Here is a 25,270-nt window from a genome sequence, read left to right on the forward strand (position 1 = left end):
TATTATGTGTTTTTATACTTTAACTACATATAAGGATCGATTAAATGGTAAACATTTTAAAGAAACTATACAATAATGATAAAAGAGAACTGAAAAAGTTTGAAAAAATTGCTAGTAAAGTTGAAGATCATGCAGAAGAGTATGGTCAACTTTCTGATGATGAATTGCAGGCTAAAACACCTGAATTTCGTGACAGGCTAAAAAATGGTGAAAGTTTGGATTCACTTTTACCAGAAGCTTTTGCAGTTGCTCGTGAAGGTGCCAAAAGAGTTTTGGGACTCTACCCATTTCATGTTCAGGTTTTAGGTGGTATTGCGCTGCATTATGGTAATATTGCTGAAATGATGACCGGTGAAGGCAAGACTTTGACTGCAACCATGCCGGTATATTTGAACGCACTAACAGGAAAAGGTGTTCATGTTGTTACTGTCAACGAATACTTATCTAGTCGTGACGCAGAAGAAATGGGTCAGCTATATAAATGGTTAGGCTTAACTGTTGGTCTTAATCTTAATGCAATGTCGCCAGATGAAAAACGGGAAGCTTATAATTGTGATGTAACTTATTCAACTAACTCTGAACTTGGTTTTGACTATTTACGTGATAACATGGTTGTTTACAAAGAACAAATGGTTCAACGAGAGCTTAACTATGCTATTATCGATGAGGTCGACTCAATTTTAATTGATGAAGCTAGAACGCCATTGATTATTTCGGGTGAAGCCGAACAAGCTAATGGTGACTATATTCGTGCAGATCGTTTTGTCAAAACCCTTAAAGAGGATAAGAGTGATGATGATGCAGATGACGACAAAGACTATGGTGATTATAAGATTGACTGGCCTACTAAGACTATTTCGCTAACCAGAACAGGTATCCAAAAGGCTTGTGATCATTTTGGACTTAAAAATTTATACGATGTTGAGAATCAAAAACTAGTACACCATATTGATCAGGCTCTGAGAGCAAATTATATTATGCTTAAAGATATTGATTACGTCGTTCAAGATGGTGAAGTCTTAATTGTGGACTCGTTCACTGGTCGTGTTATGCAGGGACGGCGCTATTCTGATGGTTTGCACCAAGCTATTGAGGCAAAAGAAGGCGTTAAGATTCAAGAAGAGTCCAAGACTCAGGCTACAATTACCTACCAGAACTTCTTTAGAATGTATAAAAAACTTGCTGGGATGACTGGTACAGCTAAAACGGAAGAAGAAGAGTTTCGTGAAATTTACAATATGCAGGTTATTACGATTCCAACTAACCGCCCGTTAATTAGAAAGGATAATCCTGATATTCTTTACCCAACTTTGTCATCTAAGTTTGCGGCTGTTGTCAATGAAATAAAAGACCGTCATTCTAAAGGTCAACCAGTTTTGGTCGGTACTGTTGCGGTTGAAAGTTCTGAAAGACTAAGTAAACTGCTTGACCAAGAAGGAATACCGCATGCAGTTCTGAATGCTAAAAACCATGCTAAAGAAGCTCAGATCATTATGAATGCTGGTCAACGCGGTGCCGTAACTATTGCTACTAACATGGCTGGTCGTGGTACTGACATTAAATTAGGGCCCGGTGTCAAAGAATTAGGTGGACTGTCTGTTATTGGTACCGAGCGTCATGAATCTCGTAGAATTGATAATCAGCTCCGTGGACGTTCTGGTCGTCAGGGTGACCCTGGTGTTACACGGTTTTATCTTTCACTTGAAGATGATTTGATGAAGCGTTTTGGTGGTGACAGGGTAAAAGATTTTCTTGATCGTCTATCAGATAATGACGATGATAAAGTGATTGAGAGTCGTCTGATCACCAGGCAAGTTGAGTCAGCTCAAAAACGGGTTGAAGGTAATAACTACGATACTCGTAAGCAAACTCTACAATATGATGATGTTATGCGTATTCAACGTGAAATTATTTACGGTGAAAGGATGCAAGTTATCGGTGAAGAAGATTCCCTCAAGGATGTTTTAATTCCAATGATTCGTCGAACTATTAACAGTCAAGTAGATATGTTTACGCAAGGTGATCGCAGCAAGTGGCGCCTTGATTCGTTACGGGACTTTATTTCTTCCAGTCTAACCAACGAAGAAGAAACAGATGCAATTGACTTCAAAACAATTACAGTATCTGACTTAAAGCAAAAACTATATGATCTTGTTGAAGCAAATTACGAAGAAAAAGAAGAAATTTTAGCTGATCCTTCAGAAATGCTTGAATTTGAAAAAGTAGTTATATTGCGAGTAGTTGATGACCGCTGGACTGATCATATAGATGCAATGGATCAATTACGGCAATCAATTAGTTTGCGTGGTTACGGTCAACTTAATCCGTTGGTTGAATACCAGGATTCTGGTTACAACATGTTTGAAGAAATGGTTTCAAATATTGAATTTGACGTAACTCGTTTATTTATGAAAGCTGAAATTAGACAAAATCTTAGTCGTTAACAGTTAAGATTGAAGAGAAAGCAGCTGCTTTCTCTTTTTTACTGAAATTTTATTAAGAATAAAGGTGTTATGCTTAAAAATGGAAATAAGTGAAATTCAAAATGAATTAGATAGTTTAAAAAAGCGGTTAGACCACTTTAGGGGGTCTCTTTGACTTAGATTCAATTACTGAAAATATTATTGTTAATGAAAACAAGATGCAAGATCCCTCTTTTTGGGATGATCAAGAAAAAGCCCAAAGCTTGATCAGTGAAACAAATTTGTTAAAAGAGAAACGCGATTCTTTTGATAAATTAAAGTCTGATTATGAAAATGAAATAACTGCAGTAGAGTTGCTGAGAGAAGAGCCAGATAATGATTTACAAAAAGAAGTTGAAGCAGATTTACAACAGTTGCAGACTGAATTTCATGATTACGAATTAGATTTGCTCTTATCTGATAAATACGATAGTCATAATGCGCTTATTGAAATTCACCCTGGTGCTGGTGGTACTGAGGCTATGGACTGGGGGCAAATGCTTCTTAGAATGTATCAGCGTTATGCTGATATTAGGAATTTCAAGTTTGAAATTAATAATTATGAACCTGGAGAAGAAGCTGGTCTTAAAAGTGTCAGTGCAAAAATTACTGGCAAAAATGCCTATGGTCTAATGAAGTCGGAAAATGGGGTTCACCGGTTAGTTAGAATCTCACCATTTGATTCAGCTAAAAGAAGACATACGTCTTTTGCGTCTGTTGAGGTTATTCCGGAAATTGATGACAGTATTAAAGTTGATATTAATCCTAAAGACCTTCGTATTGATGTCTACCGTTCAAGTGGTGCAGGGGGACAACATATTAATAAAACTTCAAGTGCCGTTAGAATCACTCACTTGCCCACAGGAATTGTAACAACATCTCAGGCACAGCGATCCCAGCTGCAAAATAGGGAAACCGCGATGAATGAATTGCGAGCAAAATTGTTTCATTTAGAAGAAGAAAAGAAACGTAAACACAAACAGGAACTTAAAGGTGACCAAAAAGAAATCGGCTGGGGTTCTCAAATTCGGTCTTATGTTTTTCATCCTTATAATTTGGTTAAAGATTTGCGTACAAGCTATGAAACTTCTGATACAAATGGTGTAATGAATGGTAAGCTGCAACCATTTGTTTATGCATATTTGCAGTGGCTTTTAAGTCAGGAAAATCCAGAGTAGGTGATTAGATGAGTTTTTGGGGAATTATTGGTTTAGTTTTACTTGCAGTAGTCATTTTGAGTATTATTTACGCCATGTTTCATGTCTTTATTTTGTTATTGCCCGCAGCTTTAGTTATTATTGGCATTATATGGCTTATTAACCATTTTACTAAAAATGATGAAAATAAGAGCGGAAATTCTGGTCCTGGTCCTTATAACTGGGGAAACTGGAACCAAAATAATGAAGCCAGACCAAAACGTAAAAAAGTACGTGATGCTAAAACTAAAGATGTCGACAAGTAAAAAGGGGCAATTTAAAATGACAAATGCGGTCAAATTAAAGAATTTAATTCGTGATAATAAAATTGTCCACGTTGTGCACGGAAAACAATATATTAACGATAAAGAAATTATAGTATCCGATATTTACAGACCAGGGTTGGAATTGACAGGATACTTTGATTTTTATCCGCGCCAGCGTATTCAGTTATTGGGTAGAACAGAAATTTCTTATGCTGCAAGGTTAGATCACGATAGCTTGGTCGATGTTTTTACTAAGCTTTGCACACCTGATACCCCGTGCTTTTTTGTGTCACGTTCTCTGCGTGTACCGCCTGAATTAGTTAAAGCTGCTGATGATGCACAAATTCCAATCCTTTCTTCACCTGAATCAACCACTTATGTTTCTAGTATATTAACGGAATATTTGCGAGAACGTCTGGCGGTTCGCGATACTATTCATGGTGTTCTGATTGAAGTCAAGGGTATGGGTGTCCTTTTGACTGGTGATTCCGGTGTTGGGAAATCTGAAACTGCCTTGGGTTTGATTCATCGTGGTCATCGTTTAATTGCCGATGATCGGGTTGATGTCTATCAAAAAGATGTTGAAACGGTGATGGGCGAAGCACCGGCCATTTTGAAGCATTTAATGGAAATTCGCGGCATTGGCATAATTGATGTCATGGATTTGTTTGGTGTTGGTGCCGTCAAAAGCCGTGAAAGTATTCAACTAGTAATCAAGCTTGTTAATTGGGATAATAAGGCAAATTACGATCGTTTAGGCTTTGAAGAGAGTAAACGTGATATTTGCAATGTTGAAGTGCCACAAATTACTATTCCAGTTAAAGTAGGCCGCAACATGGAAGACATTATTGAAATTGCCACAATGAATTTCCGTGCCAAAAGGAGTGGATACAACGCCACGAAAACTTTTGATAATAACTTAACGAAGTTAATTAAGAAAAACTCTAAAGAAGATTCAGCAAAGGATAAGAATAAATGACATTGACCATTAGTCCTGTAGCATTTAAATTAGGAAACTTAAATGTCAAATGGTATGGCGTTATCATGGCGGTAGCGATTATCATAGCCGTATCAATGGCAATTATTGAGGGACGCAAGCGACAAATTGAAAGTGACGACTTCATGGATTTGCTATTATGGGCTGTTCCAATTGGATATATTGGCGCACGTATTTATTATGTTATCTTTGAATGGGATTATTATTCCCAGCATCTTGATCAGATAATTGCTATTTGGAATGGCGGCATCGCTATCTATGGTGGTCTGCTAGCTGGTTTGGCGGTTCTTTTGGTATTTTGTTATAAAAGAATGCTACCCCCATTTTTGATGTTGGATGTTATTACCCCAGGTGTAATGGCGGCTCAGATATTGGGACGCTGGGGTAATTTTATTAACCAGGAAGCCCATGGTGAACCAACAACATTAGCATTTTTACAAAGCTTGCATTTGCCTAATTTTATCATTAGCCAAATGAAAATCGGTGGAATCTACTACCAACCGACTTTTTTGTATGAATCTTTTTTTAATTTGATTGGTTTGTTAATAATATTGTTTTTACGGCATAAAAAGCATTTATTCAAACAAGGTGAAATATTCATGCTTTATTTGGCGTGGTATGCTGTGGTGCGCTTTTTTGTGGAAGGGATGCGGACTGACAGCCTTTATTTAATGGGTTCGATACGCGTTTCACAAATGCTTAGTTTAATACTATTTGCTGTGGTCGTAGGATTATTTATTTATCGCAGAAAAGTAGTTAAACCGAAATGGTATCTTGACGGCAGCGGCTTGAAGTATCCTTATAGTCGAGACTAATAAATTGTTTTAAGTGAAAGAGAGTTAGAAATGACAAAAATTGCAGTTTTAGGAGCAGGTTCATGGGGCACGGTTCTGGGATCGATGCTTGCTGATAAAGGCTATGAAATCGTATTGTACGGTAATAACGCAAAAGTTAATGATGAAGTTAATCAACACCATACTAATGAACATTACATGAAGAATTGGCAGGTAAATCAGACGGTTACTGCAACGGGTGATTTAAATCAAGCACTAAAGGATGCAGAAATCGTTTTATTTGTTCTGCCTACTCAGGCTATTCGCAGTGTTGCTCAAAATGTAAGCAAGGTGTTACAAAAGACTAATGCTAAGCCACTTATTGTGACAGCGACTAAGGGTATTGAGCCGGGATCTAAAAAATTGATTTCTGAAATATTGACAGAAGAAATCTATCCAGATGATGAGGACAAAATTGTAGCAATCTCAGGACCGAGTCATGCAGAAAGCGTAGCTCAAAAAGATTTAACTGCAATTTCATGTGCCTCAACAAGCAGGGAAAATGCCCAAAAAGTCCAGCAATTATTTTCAAATGATTATTTCCGCTTATATACTAACAATGACTTAATTGGCGTTGAAGTGGCAGGAGCAGTTAAAAATGTTATTGCTATTGCGGCTGGTATTTTAGTAGGAAAACATTATGGTGATGATGCAAAAGCAGCTTTAATGACTCGTGGCTTAGCTGAAATTACTCGTTTAGGAGTTAATTATTTTGGTGCTGATCCAATGACTTTCAGTGGACTTTCAGGAATAGGTGATTTAATTGTTACCTGTACTTCAGTTAATTCGCGTAATTGGCGTTGTGGTAAGCAATTAGGAGAAGGAAAGAGTCTTGACTACATATTGCAGAATATGGGTCAAGTTGTAGAGGGTGCTACAACGGTAAAAGCTGTGCATGAATTATGTCAGGAAAAGCAAATTGATATGCCAATCAGTGAAGCAATTTATCGAGTTTTATACCAAAATTCCAACGTTGATGATGAAATTACCAAGATGATGGGCAGGAGTCCTAAACAAGAAATTAGACTTTAGCGATCAATTCGTTGTAACATTACTTACGAAAAATAAGAAAATACTGGGGGTAAAACTATGACGGAAAAATATGATGTGATCATTATAGGAGCAGGACCAGGTGGGTTAACTGCCGCTCTTTATGCTTCTCGTGCAAATTTATCAGTTCTAATGCTTGATCGTGGCTTGTATGGCGGGCAAATGAATAATACCGATGCGATTGATAATTATCCTGGTTTCAGTGAAATAAAAGGACCTGAACTAGGTGAAAAAATGTATAATTCAATCATGAAATTTGGTACAAAATTTGAGTATGGCGATGTTCAAACAGTAACTATAGACGGAGACCAGAAAATCGTAAAAACAGACACTGGTGAATATAGCGCTCCTGCATTAATAATCGCTACCGGAGCTGATCATCGTCATTTAGGAGTTCCGGGTGAAGAAGAATATTCCGGTAAAGGTGTTTCTTATTGTGCAGTCTGTGATGCTGCCTTTTTTAAGGACGAAGACATTGCTGTTATAGGTGGTGGTGATTCAGCTATTGAAGAAGGAATTTATTTGGCACAAAGTGCTAAATCAGTCACGGTTATCCATCGTCGTGATCAATTACGGGCTCAGCCGACTTTACAAAAACGTGCTTTCGCTAATTCCAAAATGCACTTTATTTGGAATGGTTTGACCGAATCTATTGATGGAGATGGCGAAAAGGTTACCGGAGTCACATACAAAGATAAAGAAACAGGAGAAGAAAAGCATTTGCAAACTCGCGGTGTCTTTATTTATGTTGGGGTTATTCCTCAAACAGCTCCATTTAAAGATTTGGGAATAACTGACGAGAAGGGCTGGATCCCAACTGATGAACACATGAGAACTAAAGTTGATGGCATTTTTGCTTTAGGTGATGTGCGTGCTAAAGATCTGCGTCAGATTGCTAATGCAGTTGGTGATGGCAGCATTGCTGGTCAAGAAGCTTATAATTATCTCCAAGACTTAAATGATCGTTAAATATAAAGATTAAAAAAAGAATTCATTTAAATTGAATTCTTTTTTTATTTTTACGGATAGCAATAATGATAAATGCTAGAATAGAATCTATGAAACCGAATTTATTGCTAGAAATAGGGGTACCTTATCTAAATGAAAGCTGAAAAAACATTTCAAGAATGGCAAAATGCCCACAACATGCCTGATTACTTGCAAGAACAGTTAGCAAAGCTGAGTCAAGATCCTAAATGGATTGCGGATGCATTTGGCCAGGATATTAACTTTGGAACTGCTGGAATGCGGGGCAGACTTGAGCCAGGGACTAATCGTATTAATTTATATACTATAGGTCGAGTGACGGAAGGTTTGGCTCGTCTGATAGATGAAAAAGGTGACAAAGCTCAAAAAAGGGGTGTAGTGATCTCTTTTGATTCTCGCTATCACTCTCGCGAGTTTGCGGAGCATGCAGCACAAATTTTAGGAGCTCATAATATCCATGTTTATCTTTTTGATGATTTAAGACCAACTCCTGAACTTTCATTTGCAGTACGATATTTGCATTCTTATGCGGGAATTAATATCACTGCTTCTCATAATGCCAAGCAATATAATGGTTACAAGGTTTATGGTGCTGATGGTGCCCAAATGGGACCTGAAGATGCTGAGCGCGTTTTTAACTATTCCCAAAAAGTAACTGATATATTTACTGTTAATACTGCGCCAGTAGCTCAACTGCGAGCTCAGGGAATTTTGCAGTTAATTGGAGAAGATATTGATGAGGCATATTTGGCAGAACTGAAAACGGTAAATGTTAATGCTAAACTTATAGAGCAAAATGCTGACAGGCTAACAATTATTTACACTCCTTTGCATGGCACAGGCAAAATACTTTATGAACGGGCTTTTAGGCAAAATGGTTTTAGTAAAGTAATACCCGTTCCCAGTCAGGCAATCATCGATCCGGAATTTCCCACTACTAAAAAGCCAAATCCAGAATACCGCGATGTTTTTGATCCAGGGATTAAGCTGGCAAATGAAAAAAATGCCGATTTAATCATTGCAACTGACCCTGATGCAGATCGTATGGGTGCTTGTGTGCGAACAAAAGATGGTGGCTTTCAAGTTTTAACAGGTAATCAGATCGCTACGTTGATGATTTACTATTTATTAGTTAATTTGAAAAATAATGGTCAACTCATCAGTGATTATGAATTGATTACTTCAATAGTTTCGAGTAGTATGCCACTTAAAATTGCTGATGATTTTGGTATCAAAACAAAATCAGTTTTGACAGGTTTTAAATTTATTGGCGAAGAAATTGACCGCATGAATAAAATGCATGATGGCAAATTTTTAATGGGATTTGAAGAAAGTTATGGTTACCTTTTTAAACCATTTGCTCGAGATAAGGATGCTATGCAAGGAGCGCTAATGTTTGCTGAAGTAGCCTCTTATTATGCCTCAAGGAATATGACAGTCTTAGATGGTTTGAGTGAAATCTGGCAAAAATATGGCACATCGTATGAAATTACCCAAGCTATAGAAATGCCAGGAATTGGTGGACAAAAGAAAATGGCCGAATTGATGGCGAAATTGCGTTCTGAAAACTTACAACAAATAAATGGGATCCCAGTCGTTAAAATTCAAGACTTTTTAAAGCAACAGGAATCTAATGAAGATGGCACTAAACCAATGAGAGACTTACCTAAATCAAATGTATTAAAATACTTTTTAGCCGATGAAACTTGGCTGGCTTTGCGGCCCTCAGGTACAGAACCAGTAATTAAAGCTTATGTTGGAGTAAATAAACCAGATATTGCTACTGCACATGAAGCTGCTGAAAGTTATCAAAAAGCATTGGCAAAACTGTTAAAATAAAACAAAAATGATGCGAAAATACGTTCGAGAGTGTAAAATATAATAAGTCAAAATAAGAGTTGGGCTGTTTTGTCCAACTTTTTCTACGAGAGGTTTTTCGATGATTAAACGACAAGAAGAACGTAAATTTGATCTGGTTTCAAAATTTAATCCGGCAGGTGATCAGCAACAAGCTATCGACAAATTAGCTACTGGTTTTAAAAAAGGCTATAAGGAACAGATCTTAGAAGGTGCTACTGGTACAGGTAAGACTTTCACAATGGCCAATATTATTGCAAAATTAAACAAACCCACTTTAGTTATTTCTCATAATAAGACTTTAGTTGGCCAATTATATGGTGAATTTAAGGAATTTTTCCCTCACAATGCTGTTGACTATTTTGTGTCATACTATGATTATTATCAACCTGAAGCTTATGTGCCTCAATCCGATACTTATATTGAAAAGGACTCGGCAATTAATGATGAAATTGACCAGTTGCGTCACCAAGCTACCAGCGATTTAATGGAACGTAATGATGTCATTGTCGTTGCTTCTGTTTCGTGCATTTATGGTTTAGGTGATCCTAAAGAATATGCTGCAAGTGTGATTACAGTTCATGAAGGCGAAGAATATAATAGAAATACACTGTTGCGTGATTTTGTTAATATCCAATATGATCGTAATGATATTGACTTTCAGCGTGGTCGTTTTCGCGTTCGTGGAGATGTTGTAGAAGTTTTTCCTGCAGGTAATTCTAACCATGCCTATCGGATTGAATTTTTTGGCGATGAAATTGACAGAATTGTAGAAGTTGATGCTTTAACTGGTGAAGTAATTGGTGAAAGAGAAAGTATATCTCTGTTTCCGGCTACTCACTTTATGACCAATGAAGAACAGATGAGAAGGGCTCTTAAAGCAATTTCACAAGAAATGAAAATTCAAGTGAAAAAGTTTGAGGGTCAAGGTAAATTGCTAGAAGCCGAACGTATCAAGCAACGTACGACTTTTGACATGGAAATGATGGGCGAAGTCGGTTATACCAATGGTATTGAAAACTATTCTCGCCATATGGAAGGACGTAAAGAGGGAGAACCACCGTATACTTTGCTGGATTTCTTCCCTGATGATTTCTTGATTTTAATTGATGAGTCTCATGCTACAATGCCGGAAATAAGGGCAATGTACAACGGAGATCGTAATCGCAAAAAAACATTGATCGATTATGGTTTTCGTTTACCGTCTGCTCTTGATAACAGACCTTTGCAACTCGCTGAATTTGAGCAGCACGTTAACCAAATTCTTTATGTTTCGGCAACTCCAGGTGATTATGAATTGCAGAGAACAAATCACAAAGTCGAACAAATTATCAGGCCGACAGGTTTGCTTGACCCTAAGATTGAAGTAAAACCGGTTGAAGGACAGATTGATGATCTTGTTGCCGAAATTAACAAACGAATTGAAAAGAATGAACGTGTTTTTGTTACTACTTTAACGAAAAAAATGGCAGAAGATTTGACGGATTATTTGAAGGATCTAGGCATCAAAGTGCAGTATCTGCATTCAGATGTTAAAACGTTGGAACGTATGCAGATATTGCGTGATCTGAGAACCGGTAAATATGACGTTCTAATTGGTATTAACTTGCTGCGTGAAGGCATTGATGTACCGGAAGTATCGCTGGTTGCAATCCTTGACGCGGATAAAGAGGGATTCTTGCGTTCATACAGACCTCTCGTTCAGACAATGGGTCGTGCTTCTAGAAATTCTGATGGTGCAGTAATAATGTATGCTGATACGATTACTGATTCAATGCGACAAGCCATTGAAGCAACGCAGAGAAGACGTAAATTACAGATTAAGTTTAATGAAGAACACGGCATGAAACCGAAAACCATTGTTAAGCCTATTAGAGATGTGATTTCTGCCACAAAAGTTGCTGATGAAGACGCTCAAACTGACAGTTTTGCCGATTTGAATTTTGATGAATTGACTGCCAAACAAAAGAGAACTATGATTAAAGACTTGCGTAAACAAATGCAGGAGGCTGCTAAGAAACTTGACTTTGAAGGAGCTGCTACTTTACGGGATGCGATCATGGAATTGGAGAGCTCAACTAGAAGCCCAATTAAGAAAAAAGGAAAAGCATTAAATGGTAAATGATAAGATTGTTATTCGTGGTGCCCGTGAACATAATTTAAAAGACATTAACCTGTCAATTCCTAAGGACAAATTGGTCGTTATTACTGGTTTGTCAGGTTCTGGGAAAAGTTCTTTAGCTTTTGATACATTATATGCTGAAGGACGCAGAAGATATGTTCAGTCATTATCAAGCTATGCACGGCAATTTTTGGGTCAAATGGACAAACCTGATGTTGATTCTATTGATGGTTTAAATCCTGCGATTTCAATTGATCAGAAAACTACCTCACATAATCCCAGGTCAACAGTTGGCACAGTGACTGAAATCAATGACTATCTGCGATTATTATGGGCTCGAGTTGGGCATCCGGTTTGTCCAAATGATGGCACCTTAATTGAGCGCCAGTCAGTCGAGCAGATGGTAAATCGTATTTTAGCTTTACCTGAGCGCAGTCGTATACAAATTCTGGCACCAGTAATTAGAGCTAAAAGAGGAGCACATAAAGAAGTATTTAAACGGGTACAACGTGCTGGATATGTGCGTGTCATTGTCGATGGCACTATGCATGAGATTGGTGAAGAATTCGATTTAGAAAAGAATAAACGTCATTCGATTGATATCGTTGTCGATCGTTTAATTGTTAAAGAAGGTATTCGCTCGCGACTTTTTGATTCAGTAGAAGCTGCTTTGCGTTTATCGGACGGTTATATGAATGTTGATGTTATCGGTGGTGATATGATCAATTTTTCAGAGTACTATGCTTGTCCTAAGTGTGGTTTTACTGTAGGTGAAATGGAACCGCGTCTATTTTCTTTTAACGCACCATTTGGAGCCTGTCCTGATTGTGATGGCTTGGGTGTGAAGTTATCAGTCGATGAAGATTTAGTCGTCCCAGATAAAAGTAAAACTTTGGCAGAAGGTGCAATCGCACCATGGAAGAATTCGAAGTACTATGGGGAAATGCTTGAACAAGCTTGTGCAGCGTTAAAAATTCCCCTAGACAAATCTTTTGGCAAATTAACCAAAAAGCAAAGAGAGACGATTTTGCATGGCTCGACTAAGAAAATTAAATTTCATGTAACTGGTGATTTTGGCGTTAATGACACTACTGCACCTTTTGAGGGTGCCATGGAAAATGTTGAAAGACGCTATTACCATCCAATGTCCAAATTCATGCGTGATGTTATGGGAAAATATATGACTGAGCTGACTTGTTCAACCTGTCATGGCAAGCGGTTAAATCGTAAAGCCCTGGCTGTCAAAGTCAATGGCAAAGATATTGCCGAAGCTTCTGATTTGGCAATTAGTCATGCTCTTGAATTTTTCACAAATATCAAACTTGACGAGCAGGAGTCAGTAATTGCAAAACCGATATTAAAAGAAGTGCGCGATCGACTCAATTTTTTGAATAGCGTAGGCTTAGATTACCTGACACTGTCACGTTCTGCTAACACTTTGTCTGGTGGCGAAGCTCAAAGAATTCGACTCGCAACTCAAATTGGTTCTAATCTTTCAGGTGTTATGTATGTTCTCGATGAACCTTCAATTGGTTTGCATCAACGTGATAATGACAGGTTGATCGCTGCTCTAAAGCGCATGCGTGATTTGGGCAATTCACTTATCGTTGTCGAGCATGATGATGAAACTATGAGACAAGCTGACTACTTGATTGATATGGGGCCAGGTGCTGGTACATACGGCGGTAAAGTCATGGCTGCCGGAACTCCTGAAGAAGTTGAAGAGAATGACAAGTCTCTGACTGGGCAGTATATGGCTGGCAAAAAGTTTGTTCCAGTTCCTTTAAAAAGACGCAAAGGTAATGGCAAAAAAATTACAGTTACTGGTGCAGCAGAAAATAATCTTAAAAACCTCAAAGTTGAGTTTCCCCTTGGCAAATTAATTGTGGTTACCGGCGTTTCCGGATCCGGCAAGTCAACTCTAGTTAATATGATATTAAAGCGTGCCTTGGCACAGAAATTAAATAGAAATCAAACCAAACCCGGCAAATATAAGAGTATTAGCGGCTATCAAAATATTGAAAAAATTATTGATATTGACCAAAGCCCAATCGGACGCACTCCACGTAGTAATCCCGCCACATATACAAGCGTTTTTGATGATATTAGAGCGCTGTTTGCTCAGACAAATGAAGCCAAACTTCGCGGCTATACCAAAGCACGTTTTTCATTTAATGTTAAAGGGGGACGTTGTGAAGCCTGTCATGGCGACGGTATTATTAAAATAGAGATGAACTTCCTACCAGATGTTTACGTTCCATGTGAAGTATGTCATGGCAGTCGCTACAACTCTGAAACTTTAGAAGTTACATACCGTAAGAAGAACATTGCACAAGTATTGGATATGACAATCAGTGAGGCTTGTACCTTTTTCAAAAAAATTCCTAAAATTGCCCGAAAATTGCAAACGATTGTAGATGTCGGCCTAGGCTATGTCAAATTGGGTCAATCTGCAACTACTCTTTCTGGTGGGGAAGCTCAAAGAATGAAGCTGGCTGCTGAACTGCAAAAGTTGTCAACGGGAAAGAACTTCTATATTCTCGATGAACCAACGACTGGACTTCATACTGATGACATTAAGCGGTTACTGGAAGTCTTACAAAGATTGGTTGATCAAGGAAATACTGTTTTAATAATTGAACATAATCTTGATGTGATTAAAAATGCTGACTGGCTGATTGACCTTGGTCCAGAAGGAGGAGAAGCTGGTGGCAAAATTGTCGCTACCGGAACCCCAGAGCAAGTAGCCAAAGTTAAAGAAAGCTACACGGGACAATATTTAAAACCAGTGTTAAAAAGGGATACAGCATTAACAAAAAAGGCTAGTGAAAAACCAGGTAAATAGTATTAATTATTCACAATAAAGTGTACAATATAGCGCAAGGAGGAATAAAAATGGATAATTTTTCTAGTTACAGAGGAAATCGCGGGTTTAACTGGGCTGCATTTATTTCCGGTATATTAATGATAATTGCTGGACTATTTTTATTGCGTCATCCTGGTAAAGCACTACATGCCTTTGTTTTGCTTTTTGCTATCGTTTCCATTGTCCAAGGTTTTGTTTGGTTAGTATTTTACAGCCGTTTTAGGTATTTTATCCCTTCTAGCTGGTTGTCAATAGTTTCAGGAGTGCTTGATATTATCGTAGGAATTTTATTTCTCTATTCCTATGATGCTGGTGGATTAACTATTGCATATTTATTTGCATTTTGGTTTCTATTTGATTCAATTAGCGGGATCATTTTTTCATGGAGTATGAGGAAGATTTCTACCTTTTTCTTTTGGCTCAATTTAATATTAAATATTTTAGGGTTACTGATAGCAATTAGTTTGATGTTTAATCCTGCGTTGTCAGCTTTAACATTGATTTGGCTAGTTTCCTTCTGGTTGCTAATCTTTGGTATTAATCAGATAATTGCAGCATTTGTCAACAGATAAATTTAAAAAGTTCATTTGAACTTTTTTTTTGCCAAAAAAGTAATGAAACACCTGGTATGTTATAATTTTAGTAATAGGAGGTCAGCGAAAATGGCTAAGCATAAAAAGCAGCTACTGATTGTTACAGGCATGAGTGGTGCAGGGAAAACCGTGGCTTCTCATGCTTTAGAAGACATGGGCTATTTTGTAGTAGATAATTTGCCTCCAACGCTTTTGCCAAGCTTTTGGGACTTGATCGTGAATTCAGATGGTTTTACCAAAGTAGCCGTGGTAATTGATTTACGTGTTAGGCGGTTCTATAAGGATTTGGATAATGAAATCAATTCATTGGAAGATAACGGCAATGTCCAAACAAGAATAGTTTTTTTAGATGCGACAAATAATACTTTAGTAGCACGTTATAAAGAAACAAGGCGTGTACCACCTTTGGCCAATAATGGTCGTTTACTTGATGGTATTCTAGAAGAAAGACGAATTTTAACCGGCATCAAAAGTCGTGCAAATGACATAATTGATACTTCTAATCTAAGTCCAAAAGAATTGAAACAAGAAATGGCTAATAGATTTAGCGAACAGCATAAACAACCCTTTTCAATTGAAGTATTATCTTTTGGCTTTAAATATGGCATGCCGATTGATGCTGATATTGTGATGGATGTCAGATTTTTGCCTAATCCATTTTACATACCGGAATTGCGACCATTTACCGGTCTTGATAAGAGAGTTTTTAATTATGTGATGGAGAAAAAAGAAACGCGCAGCTTTTATCAGAAATTTTTGGATTTATTAAAAGATGCTTTACCAGGATATATCAAAGAAGGTAAAAGCAAGTTAACTATTGCGATTGGTTGTACAGGTGGACAGCACCGCAGTGTAGCAATCGCACACCAATTAGCAAAAGATTTGGCTGAAGATTACACGGTTGACATCACCCATCGTGAAATTAGTCGTTACGCTAGAAATAGGTGATTATATGACATTTGATGAAAAAGCAATTCGCACTACGAAAAGCAGGAGACCTAAGGTTGTAGTTATTGGTGGCGGTACAGGGTTGCCGGTTGTTTTAAATGCGCTCAAAGAGAAGAATGCTGATATCACAGCGATAGTGACAGTATCAGATGACGGAGGTTCTTCTGGTTCTATTCGCAATTTTATTAATGTTGTTCCACCTGGTGATATCCGTAATGTTTTAGTTTCGTTAAGTGAAATTTCCCAAGAAGAAAAAGATGTCTTCCAGTATCGCTTTGATTCTTCCGATTCATTTTTCTCTGGCCATGCCATTGGTAATTTGATTATCGCTGCTTTGAATGAAATGCACGGAAATATTTTTGATGCAGTACAGTCTTTATCTACAATGATGAGAGTGGACGGCCATGTTTTTCCAGCCTCTAATGAGCCCTTAACGCTTAATGCAGAATTTGTTGATGGTTCTATTCAAAATGGTGAAAAAGAAATTACTGATAAAGACAAAAGAATTAAACGAGTATGGGTTACAAATACAAATTCCAAGTCTGAACCAGAAGCTGTACCGCCTGTTTTGGAGGCAATAAAAAATGCTGATGCTGTAGTCTTAGGACCTGGAAGTTTGTTCACATCAATCTTGCCTAATCTAATGATTCCTAATTTAGGAGAAGCAGTCAAAGAAACTAACGCAGAAGTAATATATATTTGCAATATCATGACTCAGCTAGGCGAAACGGATCACTTTTCAGATTGTGACCATGTCAGAGTAATCAATGCCCATCTTGGTGGGCATTATATTAATACGACCTTGGTTAATGGTGCCAAAATAGATATGTCCAAGTTTAATCCTAAAGATTATGATGCCTACCTAGAACCTGTAAAAAATGATTTCAAAGGGTTACGTGAGCAGGGCTGCCGCGTGATCACTGATGATTTTATTGACCAACATAGTGGCTTGGTTTTTCATGATGGCAGAAAAGTAGCTAAGGAAATCATCAACTTGGCCTATGCTGCAATGACTCGCAGGAAGGAATAACTAACAATGGCAAGCTATGCAAGTAATGTGAAAAAAGAGTTGACCTCACTACCTATTCATCCTGAACATGCTAAGGCAGAATTGGCTGCTTTTTTGCGCATGAATGGCGTTTTAAATTTTCACGAGCATCAGTTTAGCCTTGATATTACTACTGAAAACCCTGCAATTGCTAGACGGATTTTTTCTTTAATAAAGACCGCGTATAAAGTTGAACCACAACTAATAGTTTCACGCAAAATGAAGCTTAAAAAAAATAACCAATACCTAGTACGATTGCAGAATCATGTCAAAGAAATACTGAATAATTTAGAAATTTTAACACCTACGTTAAATTTAATTACCAGAATTCCAGAGAGGATTATTAAATCACGTGAAGGGGCAATGTCATACCTTAGGGGTGCATTTTTAGCCAGTGGCAGTGTGAATAATCCCAATACGAGCAGGTATCATCTAGAGATTTATTCTATTTATCAAGATCATAATGATGATTTACTTAAGATTATGAATGGTCGTTTTAATTTGAATGCTAAAAGTACGAAAAGACGACGAGGTTATATTGTATACCTAAAAGAAGCTGAAAAAATCGGTGACTTTTTACATATTGTTGGAGCTTTAAATGCGATGCTGTCTTTTGAAGATCTGCGTATTATGCGTGACATGCGGAATTCTGTGAACCGGCTTGTTAATTGTGATACAGCTAATTTAAAAAAGACGGCAAATGCAGCAGCGAAACAGGTTGAAGACATAGAACTAATTGAGCGCAAAATTGGCTTAGAAAATATTCCTGAAAAGTTGCAGGGATTGGCTAGACTACGATTAGAGGAACCGGAACTGTCACTGAAAGAAATAGCGCAGCAGGTTCCGGACGGTCCAATATCAAAATCAGGAGTCAATCATCGTTTTAAAAAAATTCATGATATAGCAGAAAACATAAAGAAATGAAAAAGAAACCCATCCATGCGGATGGGCTTTTTTATTGTGTTGAAGTGACGATAAGGTCTATGCCGCTGCTAGTTATATTTTTAGCAATAGCAGTAGATGGAGTCTTATCAGTAATAATGGTCTTAATTTTTTTTGAATTGAAATCCGATAAAAGAATATAATCTTTTTTTCCAAACTTCGTATGGTCAATTAGTAATATTGTCTTCTCTGATTTTGCAATGGCTGCTCTCTTCATGTATGTTTGGCTTTCGTCAGCCATATATATACCATTTTCATCAATTGAACTACAAGAGATGAAGTTTAAATTTGGTCGATAATTATTGTTAAGATCATAGATTGCTTTTGGACCTAGTATTGAATTGGAGCGATTAGAAATTTGTCCTCCCAACACAGAGATGTCAATATTCCTTAATTGTGTAACTTCATCGACAATATTTATATTATTTGTAATAATATGCAGATTTTCTTTTCCAGCAAAATACTTGGGCAAAAAAGTTAAGGTTGAAGATCCATCCAAAAATATAGCAGCTCCATTAGTAATCAAATCTGCTGCATATTTACAAAGCTTATTCTTAACTGCCACATTTTCACTTCTTCGAGTTGCATAAGCAATTTCTACGTTGGAATTTTCAAGCAAACTGACATAACCGTGTGTTCTGCTAATTGTATTTGTTGCTTGTAGACTTATTAGATCTCTTCTTAAGGTTGAAATACTTATTCCTAATTTTTCTTGCAATTCTTTTGTACTTATTCTTTTGTTTTTAGCTAAAATTTCGATTATTTGCTGTAACCGATCTGCTTTTGAAACATTCAACTTTGCTCCTCCTGTTTACCCAATAATACAAATATCATATTATCAAAAGAAAATGAATATGAAGATAATAAAGATTTTTTATAGTTTTCGATTTGAACAAAATAGCTGATAAATTATATATATCTTAACAGCCTTAATTATAACGTTTACAAGGCTTAAACACTTAGAAATATATTTTACATATTCTTTTTAGTCCTAGTTCATAAATTTGAACATTTGTGAACAAATAACATATTTTTTTCAAAAAAAACTTGAAATGCTCATGAAAGCGTTTTATAATCATACTTGTAAAATAAAAGTTCAAAAATGTTCGAACAAATGAACAAAAGGAGGATTTAATGAGTAGTTATTCTGATTTATTTGACCGTAATCTCGTGTTCTGGGACGTAAATGCAAGCAATTGCACTGAATTATATCAAAAAATTGCCAAAGAGCTTGAAAAATTCAATGTAGTTGAATCAAGCTATTTTAAAGCTTTAACCGAAAGAGAAAAGGAATTTCCTACTGGTTTGAATACCCAGTATTTACCAATTGCACTACCACATGCTAATCCTGAAAATGTCAAAAAAGCATTTATAGCTGTTGTGAAAACGGCAGGTAAAGTTAAGATGAAGCAAATGGGAACTAATGAAGATATGGAAACGAATTATTTTTTCTTCTTAGGAATTGTTAAAGAAAAACAAGATTTACAAGTCAAGTTATTGCAAAGATTTATGCAGCTGATGAATGACGAAAGTTTCGTTAGCTCATTTAAAAAACTGTCAAAGCCAGAAGAAGTTTATGAATTTTTAGTAGATCGATTTTAAAGGAGTTTATCATGTTAAAAATTGTTGTTGCATGCGGCAGTGGGATTGCCACTAGTGAAACGGTTGTAGGTACTGTAAAGTCTTTTTTGGAAGACCATTCAGTTAAAGGTGTAGAAGTTGAGGCAACAGATTTTAAACAACTAGCCAGTGTTTTGCCAAATTATGATATTTATGTTTGGTTAGCAAAACCTACACCGGAGATTCATGACATTTGCAAAAAAGAAGGAATTCCAGAAGTAAACGGAGTTGATATTTTGACAGGGTCAAAGGGTGACAAAACTTATCTAGAGTTGGTCAATGCCATGATGTCATTAAAAAGTAAAGCATAGTGAAAGGGGATGAGTTAAATGGAAATATTAAAAAACGTAGTCAATTATGTTCTTAACTTAGGGGCTGCGGTCTTCGTACCATTGATTATGTTCGTCATCTCTATCATAGCAAGATTAAAGTTGAGTAAAGCAGTTAAAGCCTCACTTACATTGGGTGTTGCTTTTAGTGGAATGACTTTGGTTGTTAATTACATGACTGATTCAATTTCGCCGGCTGCCAAGGCAATGTCTAAGATGTTGCACTTAAGTTTGAATGCTATTGACCAGGGGTGGCCTGGTGTAGCTGCAATCACCTGGTCATACAAAGCAGCATTTTTGTTCTTTCCGTTCTTGTTACTAATTAATTTTGTCATGCTGACATTTAATTGGACAAAAACCTTGAACGTAGATATGTGGAATGTTTGGAACAAGATTTTCACGTATGTTGTGGTCCTATACTTTACACATAATGCCATTTATGGGTTCATTGTTGCCGGCATTCAAATTGTTTTAGAACTAAAAGCAGGGGACATGTGGCAAAGACACATTCAAGACCTGACTGGAATTCCGGGAGTTACTGTTCCTCATTTCGTGACCTTATTTGCAGTTGTACTAATGCCACTTAATAAACTGTTAGATTTTATTCCAATAATGAATAAACCAGCTGATGCTAATGCTATCCAAAAGAAAATTGGTATTTTTGCTGATAACTCAGTAATGGGCGCGATTATTGGATTGTTATTAGGTTTTGGAGCAGGCTATTCTGTTTCGGGTTCCTTAAAACTTGCCATTGAGGCCGCAGCAGCCATGACAATGTTTCCAATGATTTCAAAATTATTCATGGAAGCATTAAATCCGATAGCTAATGCTATGAATGAAATGATGAAGAAACATTTCAAGGGTCGGCAAGTATTTATTGGCTTAGATTGGCCAATTCTCGCAGGAAGAAATGAATTATGGGTTACAGTAATCATTTTAGTACCAGTTATGTTAATTATGGCAATGGTTTTACCTGGTAACACAGTTTTACCATTTGCCGGAATAATAAATCTGTCATTTGTAGTTGCAGCTTTGCTTTTAACAGGAGCAAACCTGTGGAGAATGCTGACATTAGGTATTATTACAACCCCAATTTTCTTATACGGAGCAACCTATTTTGCACCAGTCATTACCAATTTGGCCAAATCGACTGGAGCCGTTCATGTTAATCCCGGTCAACAGTTGTCCTGGTCGACATTTGAAGGACCTGATTTTAGATTGTTTTTTGCACAAGCCTTTAATGGCAAGTGGTGGGCAATAGCTGCAGCTTTAGTATGGTTATTAATTTTTGTTTGGCTTTATAAAGATCAAAATAAAATTGCCTTGCCTAGCAAACGTTATGCCCTAAATAATGGCCAGGTTAACAAAGTAGAAAGTACTCAAGATGATCTTGAAATTAATGAAGAAGATAAATCATGGAGTATTTCCAGTATAGACGGTATTGATTTTGCTAATGTGCATAAAAAGATTCCGAGTCCTGCAACAAAAGGCAACTTCACAATCAACGATATTAATGACTTAGATTTTACGAACTTTAACAAGTAAAACGGAGTAAATCAAATGAAAGATAAAACTCCAAAATCAAAAAAATTAACCAAAATATGGTGGTCGTTTGCTTTATTCATTAACATCATTTTAACAATTCAAGCAATTTTGACTCAAAATATTATTGGTTGTATCAGCGTAACCTTATTTGGTCTTTTTATAGCTAAATATGGTGACCCAGTAATTTTTGAAAATTATAACCGCCAAAAAGAAATTAAGTATCAGGCTGCCTATAAAAAGCGCAGAGAATATGAAGTAAGGAAAAGAGATAAATAAATGATAGAGAATTACAATATAACTAAGGAAAGACTTCCTTTTGAAAATGAACGTAAAGATATTGCTGAAGTAGCACGCGAAATGTTTAACCGGAAGATGACAAATATCGCGGGTGGAAATATTTCCGTCAAAATTACTCCAGATGAAACTTTCTCTTATGATAACCAGACTTATTATGCTAACCACGATTACTTACTAATGACTCCTACTTTTATGTCAGAAGCGTGGTTTTCAAAACTAAATGCTTCTCAAATTTTAGTCATTGATTTGGAAACAGGCAAAAAACTGGCTGGTGAAGGTCGATTAACCCGTGAAATCAACATGCATATAGGAGCTTATAAAGCAAATAAGGATATTAGAGTAGTTTACCATTCTCATGCTCCAAAAAGCATGTTTTGGGCAACACTGGGTCAGGATATGCCTAATTTAACAGAGATTACCTCTTTTAATGTTCCTCTTGGCAAAATTAAATGCTTACCTTATCGAGTAGCATGCAGTAAAGAACTTGCAGATTTAGTGCACGATGAACTGGTAAAGCTTGGTGATAACGCTAAAGAAAATATTTTTCTATTAAACAGCCACGGAGTTTTAATTACTGAAACAGATCTGCATGCTGCAGCTCAAGTTTTAGAAACAGTTGAGTGGAATGCGGAGATTGCATATAAACAGGCAATCTTTAAGAAATTAGGAATCATAGATCAATATCAATCACGTGGCAAAAGTACTGATGGTATGGTTGGTTAAACTGCCAGGCTAAAAGTAAATATCTATTCAAACAAAAAGGAAGTCAAATACAATAATTTGACTTCCTTTTTCACTCTTAAAGAGCATCAATTTTTTAGTTGATAATAAATTTTATTTCTTTTGGTTAACCATAATTTCATCGATTAAACCATAGTCTTTAGCCTGCTGTGCGGTCATATAATTATCGCGCTCAGTATCCTTTTGGATTTTTTCCAAGGGCTGACCAGTAGTTTCATGTAAGATACGGTTAATCTTTTCACGACTCTTTAAGATTTCATTAGCTGCGATCTGAATATCAGTTTGTTGGCCTTGAGCACCACCCAAAGGTTGGTGAATTAAAACCGTGGAGTTAGGTAAAGCAAAACGTTTACCTTTTGCACCACTGGTTAACAAAATGGAAGCCATTGAGGCTGCCATACCAATGGCAATGGTTGAAACATCTGATTTAATAAAGTTCATGGTATCCATGATTGCCAAACCAGAAGTAATTACTCCACCAGGTGAGTTTATATAAAGTGAAATATCCTTGGTGTTATCTTGAGCATCAAGAAATAGTAATTGTGCAATAATTGAATTTGCCATATCATCGTTAATTTCACCACTAAGCATGATGATACGGTCTTTTAACAAACGTGAATAAATGTCGTATGCGCGTTCGCCACGTGCAGTTTGTTCAATAACTGTAGGTACAAGCATCTTTCTACCTCCTAAATATAATTAGCACTCTATCAAGTACAGTGCTAATTAAATCACTTACATTACGTGCTGTCAATGAAAGTGTATTAATTTTGTATTCTTTTTAATGAGGTTTTTATTATATAATTTAAAGGTAAACTTAAATATTGGAGGATATATTTTGAAGCTTTGTAAGAAAACAATAACCTATTTACTGACTATAGTTGCCGGACTATTGATCTATACCGGCTTGTCAACTACATCAGTTGCGGCAGATTCCAGTAGCACTCAGCCGCCAGTTCAAGATGATAATAATAAATCATCGAATAGCTCAACTGATGCAAATTCTGATAATACTGATGCCAATAAATCTGGTCAAACTGATCAAGATGGTACAGATGATCAGGATAATACTAAACCTAAGCCAAAACAGGTTGTTACTGGTTTTGCTATGATGACAAAAGTTGCCGGTAATAAAAACTATAAGGTTTGGAAAGAAGTTAAAGACGGCAAAGTTAATACTAAAGTAGCTGATGGCATTAATTTTCAGTACAGTCACATTCAGTCGGATCAACTGATCGAAACCAAGAAATATCGCTATTGGCGTATTTATGTCAATGGTCGTGAAGTAGGTTATGTAAATGAAAATTACTTTGACAGAAACAAAATCGCTGTTCCTAAGACTGTTACTTTGGTTCGCAATGAGTTTTATGACTTTTCAACAAAAGATGCAATTTCATATGTTACAAATAGCATGGGAACTGTAATTGACAATAGTCAGGTAATTGTTTCTAAAGATAGTATAAATTGTGGTACTCCTAAAACATATAAAGTGAAATATACATATGGAGACGCAACTGCCACCGTTAAAGTGACTGTAAGAAAGAGTACTAAAGAAGGAGTTGTTGATGCAGATACATTTAATTCCTTCCCTGCTCAACCGGGCACAAATGATTATCAAGCTTGGAAAACTCATTATGGTTCATCCTTAAATTATGTTAGTCCAACAGAGTATAGCCCTGAAGATAGTAAACATACCTTAACTAGTGGTGATTTAACTTTAAAGACGAAATTTTACCAGCCAGTTTTACTCAGTGTGGCAGATCCGACAGATGATAACATTAATCGTGTCGGTCATATTCCAGAAGGAGTAACCGTTTCTGATGGTTGGGCCTATACCAGTCTTTTGAGCCACACAGATGTGATGTCTGGTCACATTGTTGGTTATGATTTGAACAAATTAACTAATCCATATAATTCACAACACTTACTTGATATGACCCAAAAGAAGTTTAACAATTATGTTAAACATATTAAAGTAAGTCCATATATTCCAATCGGTCACGGTCAAGCTATGGGCTCAAGTGATAAATACATTTATGTTTTAAACAACGACAATACGTTAAAAGACACAAATAATTCTGAAGAATTAATTCAAATACGTAAAAGTGACTTGCAGATTAATAAAATTTGGACAATCAAAACGTGGATTGATGACGGCAAGACTAATCGCTATTTCCAAAATGGCGTGATGATTTCTGATTATGATATGTACACCGTTTATCATGATACTGAAAATAATTGTTATGAATACTGGGAATTTACTCGTACCGGTGATAACTGGTATCCAAAATTAGTAGGAAAAACTGATGGCAACTTTGTTAATAACAACGCTCCAGTACAGGGTTTTACTTATGATGCTAAAAACAAAAACTTTTATTTAGCCTTTAATGATTTGATTTTTAAAATCGGTCGTACTGGTAAAATAAAGGATACTTACTCATTTGATACTGGTCGTGAAATCGAAGGACTATCAGTAAGTGATAATAAGTTATATGTAAATCTAGCTCAAAGAGCTGAATTACTCGTAAGTATGAATATCAATTAGACAAAGTAATTTGAAATAAGAGCTGA

At 36.5% G+C, this 25,270-nt stretch carries 22 protein-coding genes; 20 read left to right on the plus strand and 2 right to left on the minus strand.

The features are described from left to right. Positions 1-44: 44 nt before the first annotated feature. From secA to whiA, 14 genes are all read left to right on the plus strand, one after another. Positions 45-2,444 (plus strand): preprotein translocase subunit SecA, encoded by a 2,400-nt coding sequence (gene secA / locus DKL58_RS03235; RefSeq protein WP_109586075.1) that lies wholly within the window; start codon positions 45-47, stop codon positions 2,442-2,444. A gap of 79 nt (positions 2,445-2,523) precedes the next feature. Then, a protein-coding gene (gene prfB / locus DKL58_RS03240) for a peptide chain release factor 2 (RefSeq protein WP_109586076.1) occupies positions 2,524-3,640 on the plus strand; the annotation gives its coding sequence in 2 pieces (ribosomal slippage) (positions 2,524-2,595 and positions 2,597-3,640; 1,116 coding nt in all). Between the two features lie 8 nt (positions 3,641-3,648). Beyond that, positions 3,649-3,924 carry a hypothetical protein gene (locus DKL58_RS03245; protein ID WP_109586077.1) on the plus strand — a complete coding sequence of 92 codons (276 nt, stop codon included), beginning with the start codon at positions 3,649-3,651 and terminating at the stop codon, positions 3,922-3,924. 16 nt (positions 3,925-3,940) lie between these two features. Then, complete coding sequence (gene hprK, locus DKL58_RS03250) at positions 3,941-4,903, plus strand: HPr(Ser) kinase/phosphatase (protein WP_034977465.1); 963 nt, start codon at positions 3,941-3,943, stop codon at positions 4,901-4,903. Then, complete coding sequence (lgt, locus tag DKL58_RS03255) at positions 4,900-5,736, plus strand: prolipoprotein diacylglyceryl transferase (protein WP_109586078.1); 837 nt, start codon at positions 4,900-4,902, stop codon at positions 5,734-5,736. The genes hprK and lgt overlap by 4 nt, the downstream gene beginning before the upstream one ends. A 30-nt stretch (positions 5,737-5,766) precedes the next feature. Beyond that, on the plus strand, positions 5,767-6,786 hold the full coding sequence (locus tag DKL58_RS03260; RefSeq protein WP_034977470.1) for an NAD(P)H-dependent glycerol-3-phosphate dehydrogenase: 1,020 nt from the start codon (positions 5,767-5,769) through the stop codon (positions 6,784-6,786). Positions 6,787-6,843: 57 nt separating this feature from the next. Continuing rightward, positions 6,844-7,773, plus strand: coding sequence for a thioredoxin-disulfide reductase (trxB, locus tag DKL58_RS03265; protein WP_109586079.1), 930 nt, complete (start codon positions 6,844-6,846; stop codon positions 7,771-7,773). 132 nt (positions 7,774-7,905) lie between these two features. Continuing rightward, on the plus strand, positions 7,906-9,630 hold the full coding sequence (locus tag DKL58_RS03270) for a phospho-sugar mutase (RefSeq protein ID WP_109586080.1): 1,725 nt from the start codon (positions 7,906-7,908) through the stop codon (positions 9,628-9,630). A gap of 100 nt (positions 9,631-9,730) precedes the next feature. Further along, positions 9,731-11,773 (plus strand): excinuclease ABC subunit UvrB, encoded by a 2,043-nt coding sequence (uvrB, locus tag DKL58_RS03275; RefSeq protein ID WP_109586081.1) that lies wholly within the window; start codon positions 9,731-9,733, stop codon positions 11,771-11,773. Continuing rightward, a complete protein-coding gene (gene uvrA / locus DKL58_RS03280) occupies positions 11,763-14,615 on the plus strand; it encodes an excinuclease ABC subunit UvrA (RefSeq protein WP_109586082.1) in 2,853 nt (950 codons plus the stop codon). Before uvrB ends, uvrA begins: the two co-directional genes overlap by 11 nt. 29 nt (positions 14,616-14,644) lie before the next feature. Beyond that, the gene (locus DKL58_RS03285; protein WP_275425096.1) at positions 14,645-15,208 is read left to right on the plus strand and encodes an HdeD family acid-resistance protein; all 564 of its coding nucleotides are present in this window, start codon (positions 14,645-14,647) and stop codon (positions 15,206-15,208) included. Between the two features lie 90 nt (positions 15,209-15,298). After that, positions 15,299-16,177 carry an RNase adapter RapZ gene (gene rapZ / locus DKL58_RS03290; RefSeq protein ID WP_109586084.1) on the plus strand — a complete coding sequence of 293 codons (879 nt, stop codon included), beginning with the start codon at positions 15,299-15,301 and terminating at the stop codon, positions 16,175-16,177. Between the two features lie 4 nt (positions 16,178-16,181). Next, on the plus strand, positions 16,182-17,207 hold the full coding sequence (locus DKL58_RS03295) for a gluconeogenesis factor YvcK family protein (protein ID WP_109586085.1): 1,026 nt from the start codon (positions 16,182-16,184) through the stop codon (positions 17,205-17,207). Positions 17,208-17,213: 6 nt separating this feature from the next. Then, entirely contained in the window at positions 17,214-18,149 is a 936-nt protein-coding gene (gene whiA / locus DKL58_RS03300; protein ID WP_109586086.1) for a DNA-binding protein WhiA, read from the plus strand. A 31-nt stretch (positions 18,150-18,180) separates the two neighbouring features. On the opposite strand, the gene DKL58_RS03305 is transcribed toward whiA, so the two are convergent. After that, positions 18,181-18,963, minus strand: coding sequence for a DeoR/GlpR family DNA-binding transcription regulator (locus tag DKL58_RS03305; RefSeq protein WP_045927804.1), 783 nt, complete (start codon positions 18,961-18,963; stop codon positions 18,181-18,183). Positions 18,964-19,301: 338 nt separating this feature from the next. Between DKL58_RS03305 and DKL58_RS03310 the strand changes: the two genes are divergently transcribed. The 5 genes from DKL58_RS03310 to DKL58_RS03330 are packed head-to-tail and all read left to right on the plus strand — an operon-like array spanning position 19,302 to position 22,681. Next, a complete protein-coding gene (locus DKL58_RS03310; RefSeq protein ID WP_109586087.1) occupies positions 19,302-19,769 on the plus strand; it encodes a PTS sugar transporter subunit IIA in 468 nt (155 codons plus the stop codon). Between the two features lie 11 nt (positions 19,770-19,780). Next, positions 19,781-20,098, plus strand: a complete 318-nt coding sequence (locus tag DKL58_RS03315) for a PTS sugar transporter subunit IIB (protein ID WP_109586088.1) — start codon at positions 19,781-19,783, stop codon at positions 20,096-20,098. A gap of 18 nt (positions 20,099-20,116) precedes the next feature. Next, positions 20,117-21,661 (plus strand): PTS galactitol transporter subunit IIC, encoded by a 1,545-nt coding sequence (locus DKL58_RS03320; RefSeq protein ID WP_109586089.1) that lies wholly within the window; start codon positions 20,117-20,119, stop codon positions 21,659-21,661. Between the two features lie 15 nt (positions 21,662-21,676). Next, the gene (locus DKL58_RS03325; RefSeq protein ID WP_045927808.1) at positions 21,677-21,937 is read left to right on the plus strand and encodes a hypothetical protein; all 261 of its coding nucleotides are present in this window, start codon (positions 21,677-21,679) and stop codon (positions 21,935-21,937) included. Continuing rightward, positions 21,938-22,681, plus strand: a complete 744-nt coding sequence (locus tag DKL58_RS03330; protein WP_109586090.1) for a class II aldolase/adducin family protein — start codon at positions 21,938-21,940, stop codon at positions 22,679-22,681. Positions 22,682-22,792: 111 nt separating this feature from the next. Here the strand turns inward: DKL58_RS03330 and clpP are convergent, their stop codons facing one another. After that, the gene (clpP, locus tag DKL58_RS03335; RefSeq protein ID WP_034977497.1) at positions 22,793-23,377 is read right to left on the minus strand and encodes an ATP-dependent Clp endopeptidase proteolytic subunit ClpP; all 585 of its coding nucleotides are present in this window, start codon (positions 23,375-23,377) and stop codon (positions 22,793-22,795) included. A gap of 160 nt (positions 23,378-23,537) precedes the next feature. Between clpP and DKL58_RS03340 the strand changes: the two genes are divergently transcribed. Continuing rightward, positions 23,538-25,244, plus strand: a complete 1,707-nt coding sequence (locus tag DKL58_RS03340; RefSeq protein WP_239386422.1) for an SH3-like domain-containing protein — start codon at positions 23,538-23,540, stop codon at positions 25,242-25,244. Positions 25,245-25,270 lie beyond the last annotated feature (26 nt).

This window comes from Lactobacillus kullabergensis (assembly GCF_003151025.1).
Taxonomy (GTDB): Bacteria; Bacillota; Bacilli; order Lactobacillales; family Lactobacillaceae; genus Lactobacillus; species Lactobacillus kullabergensis.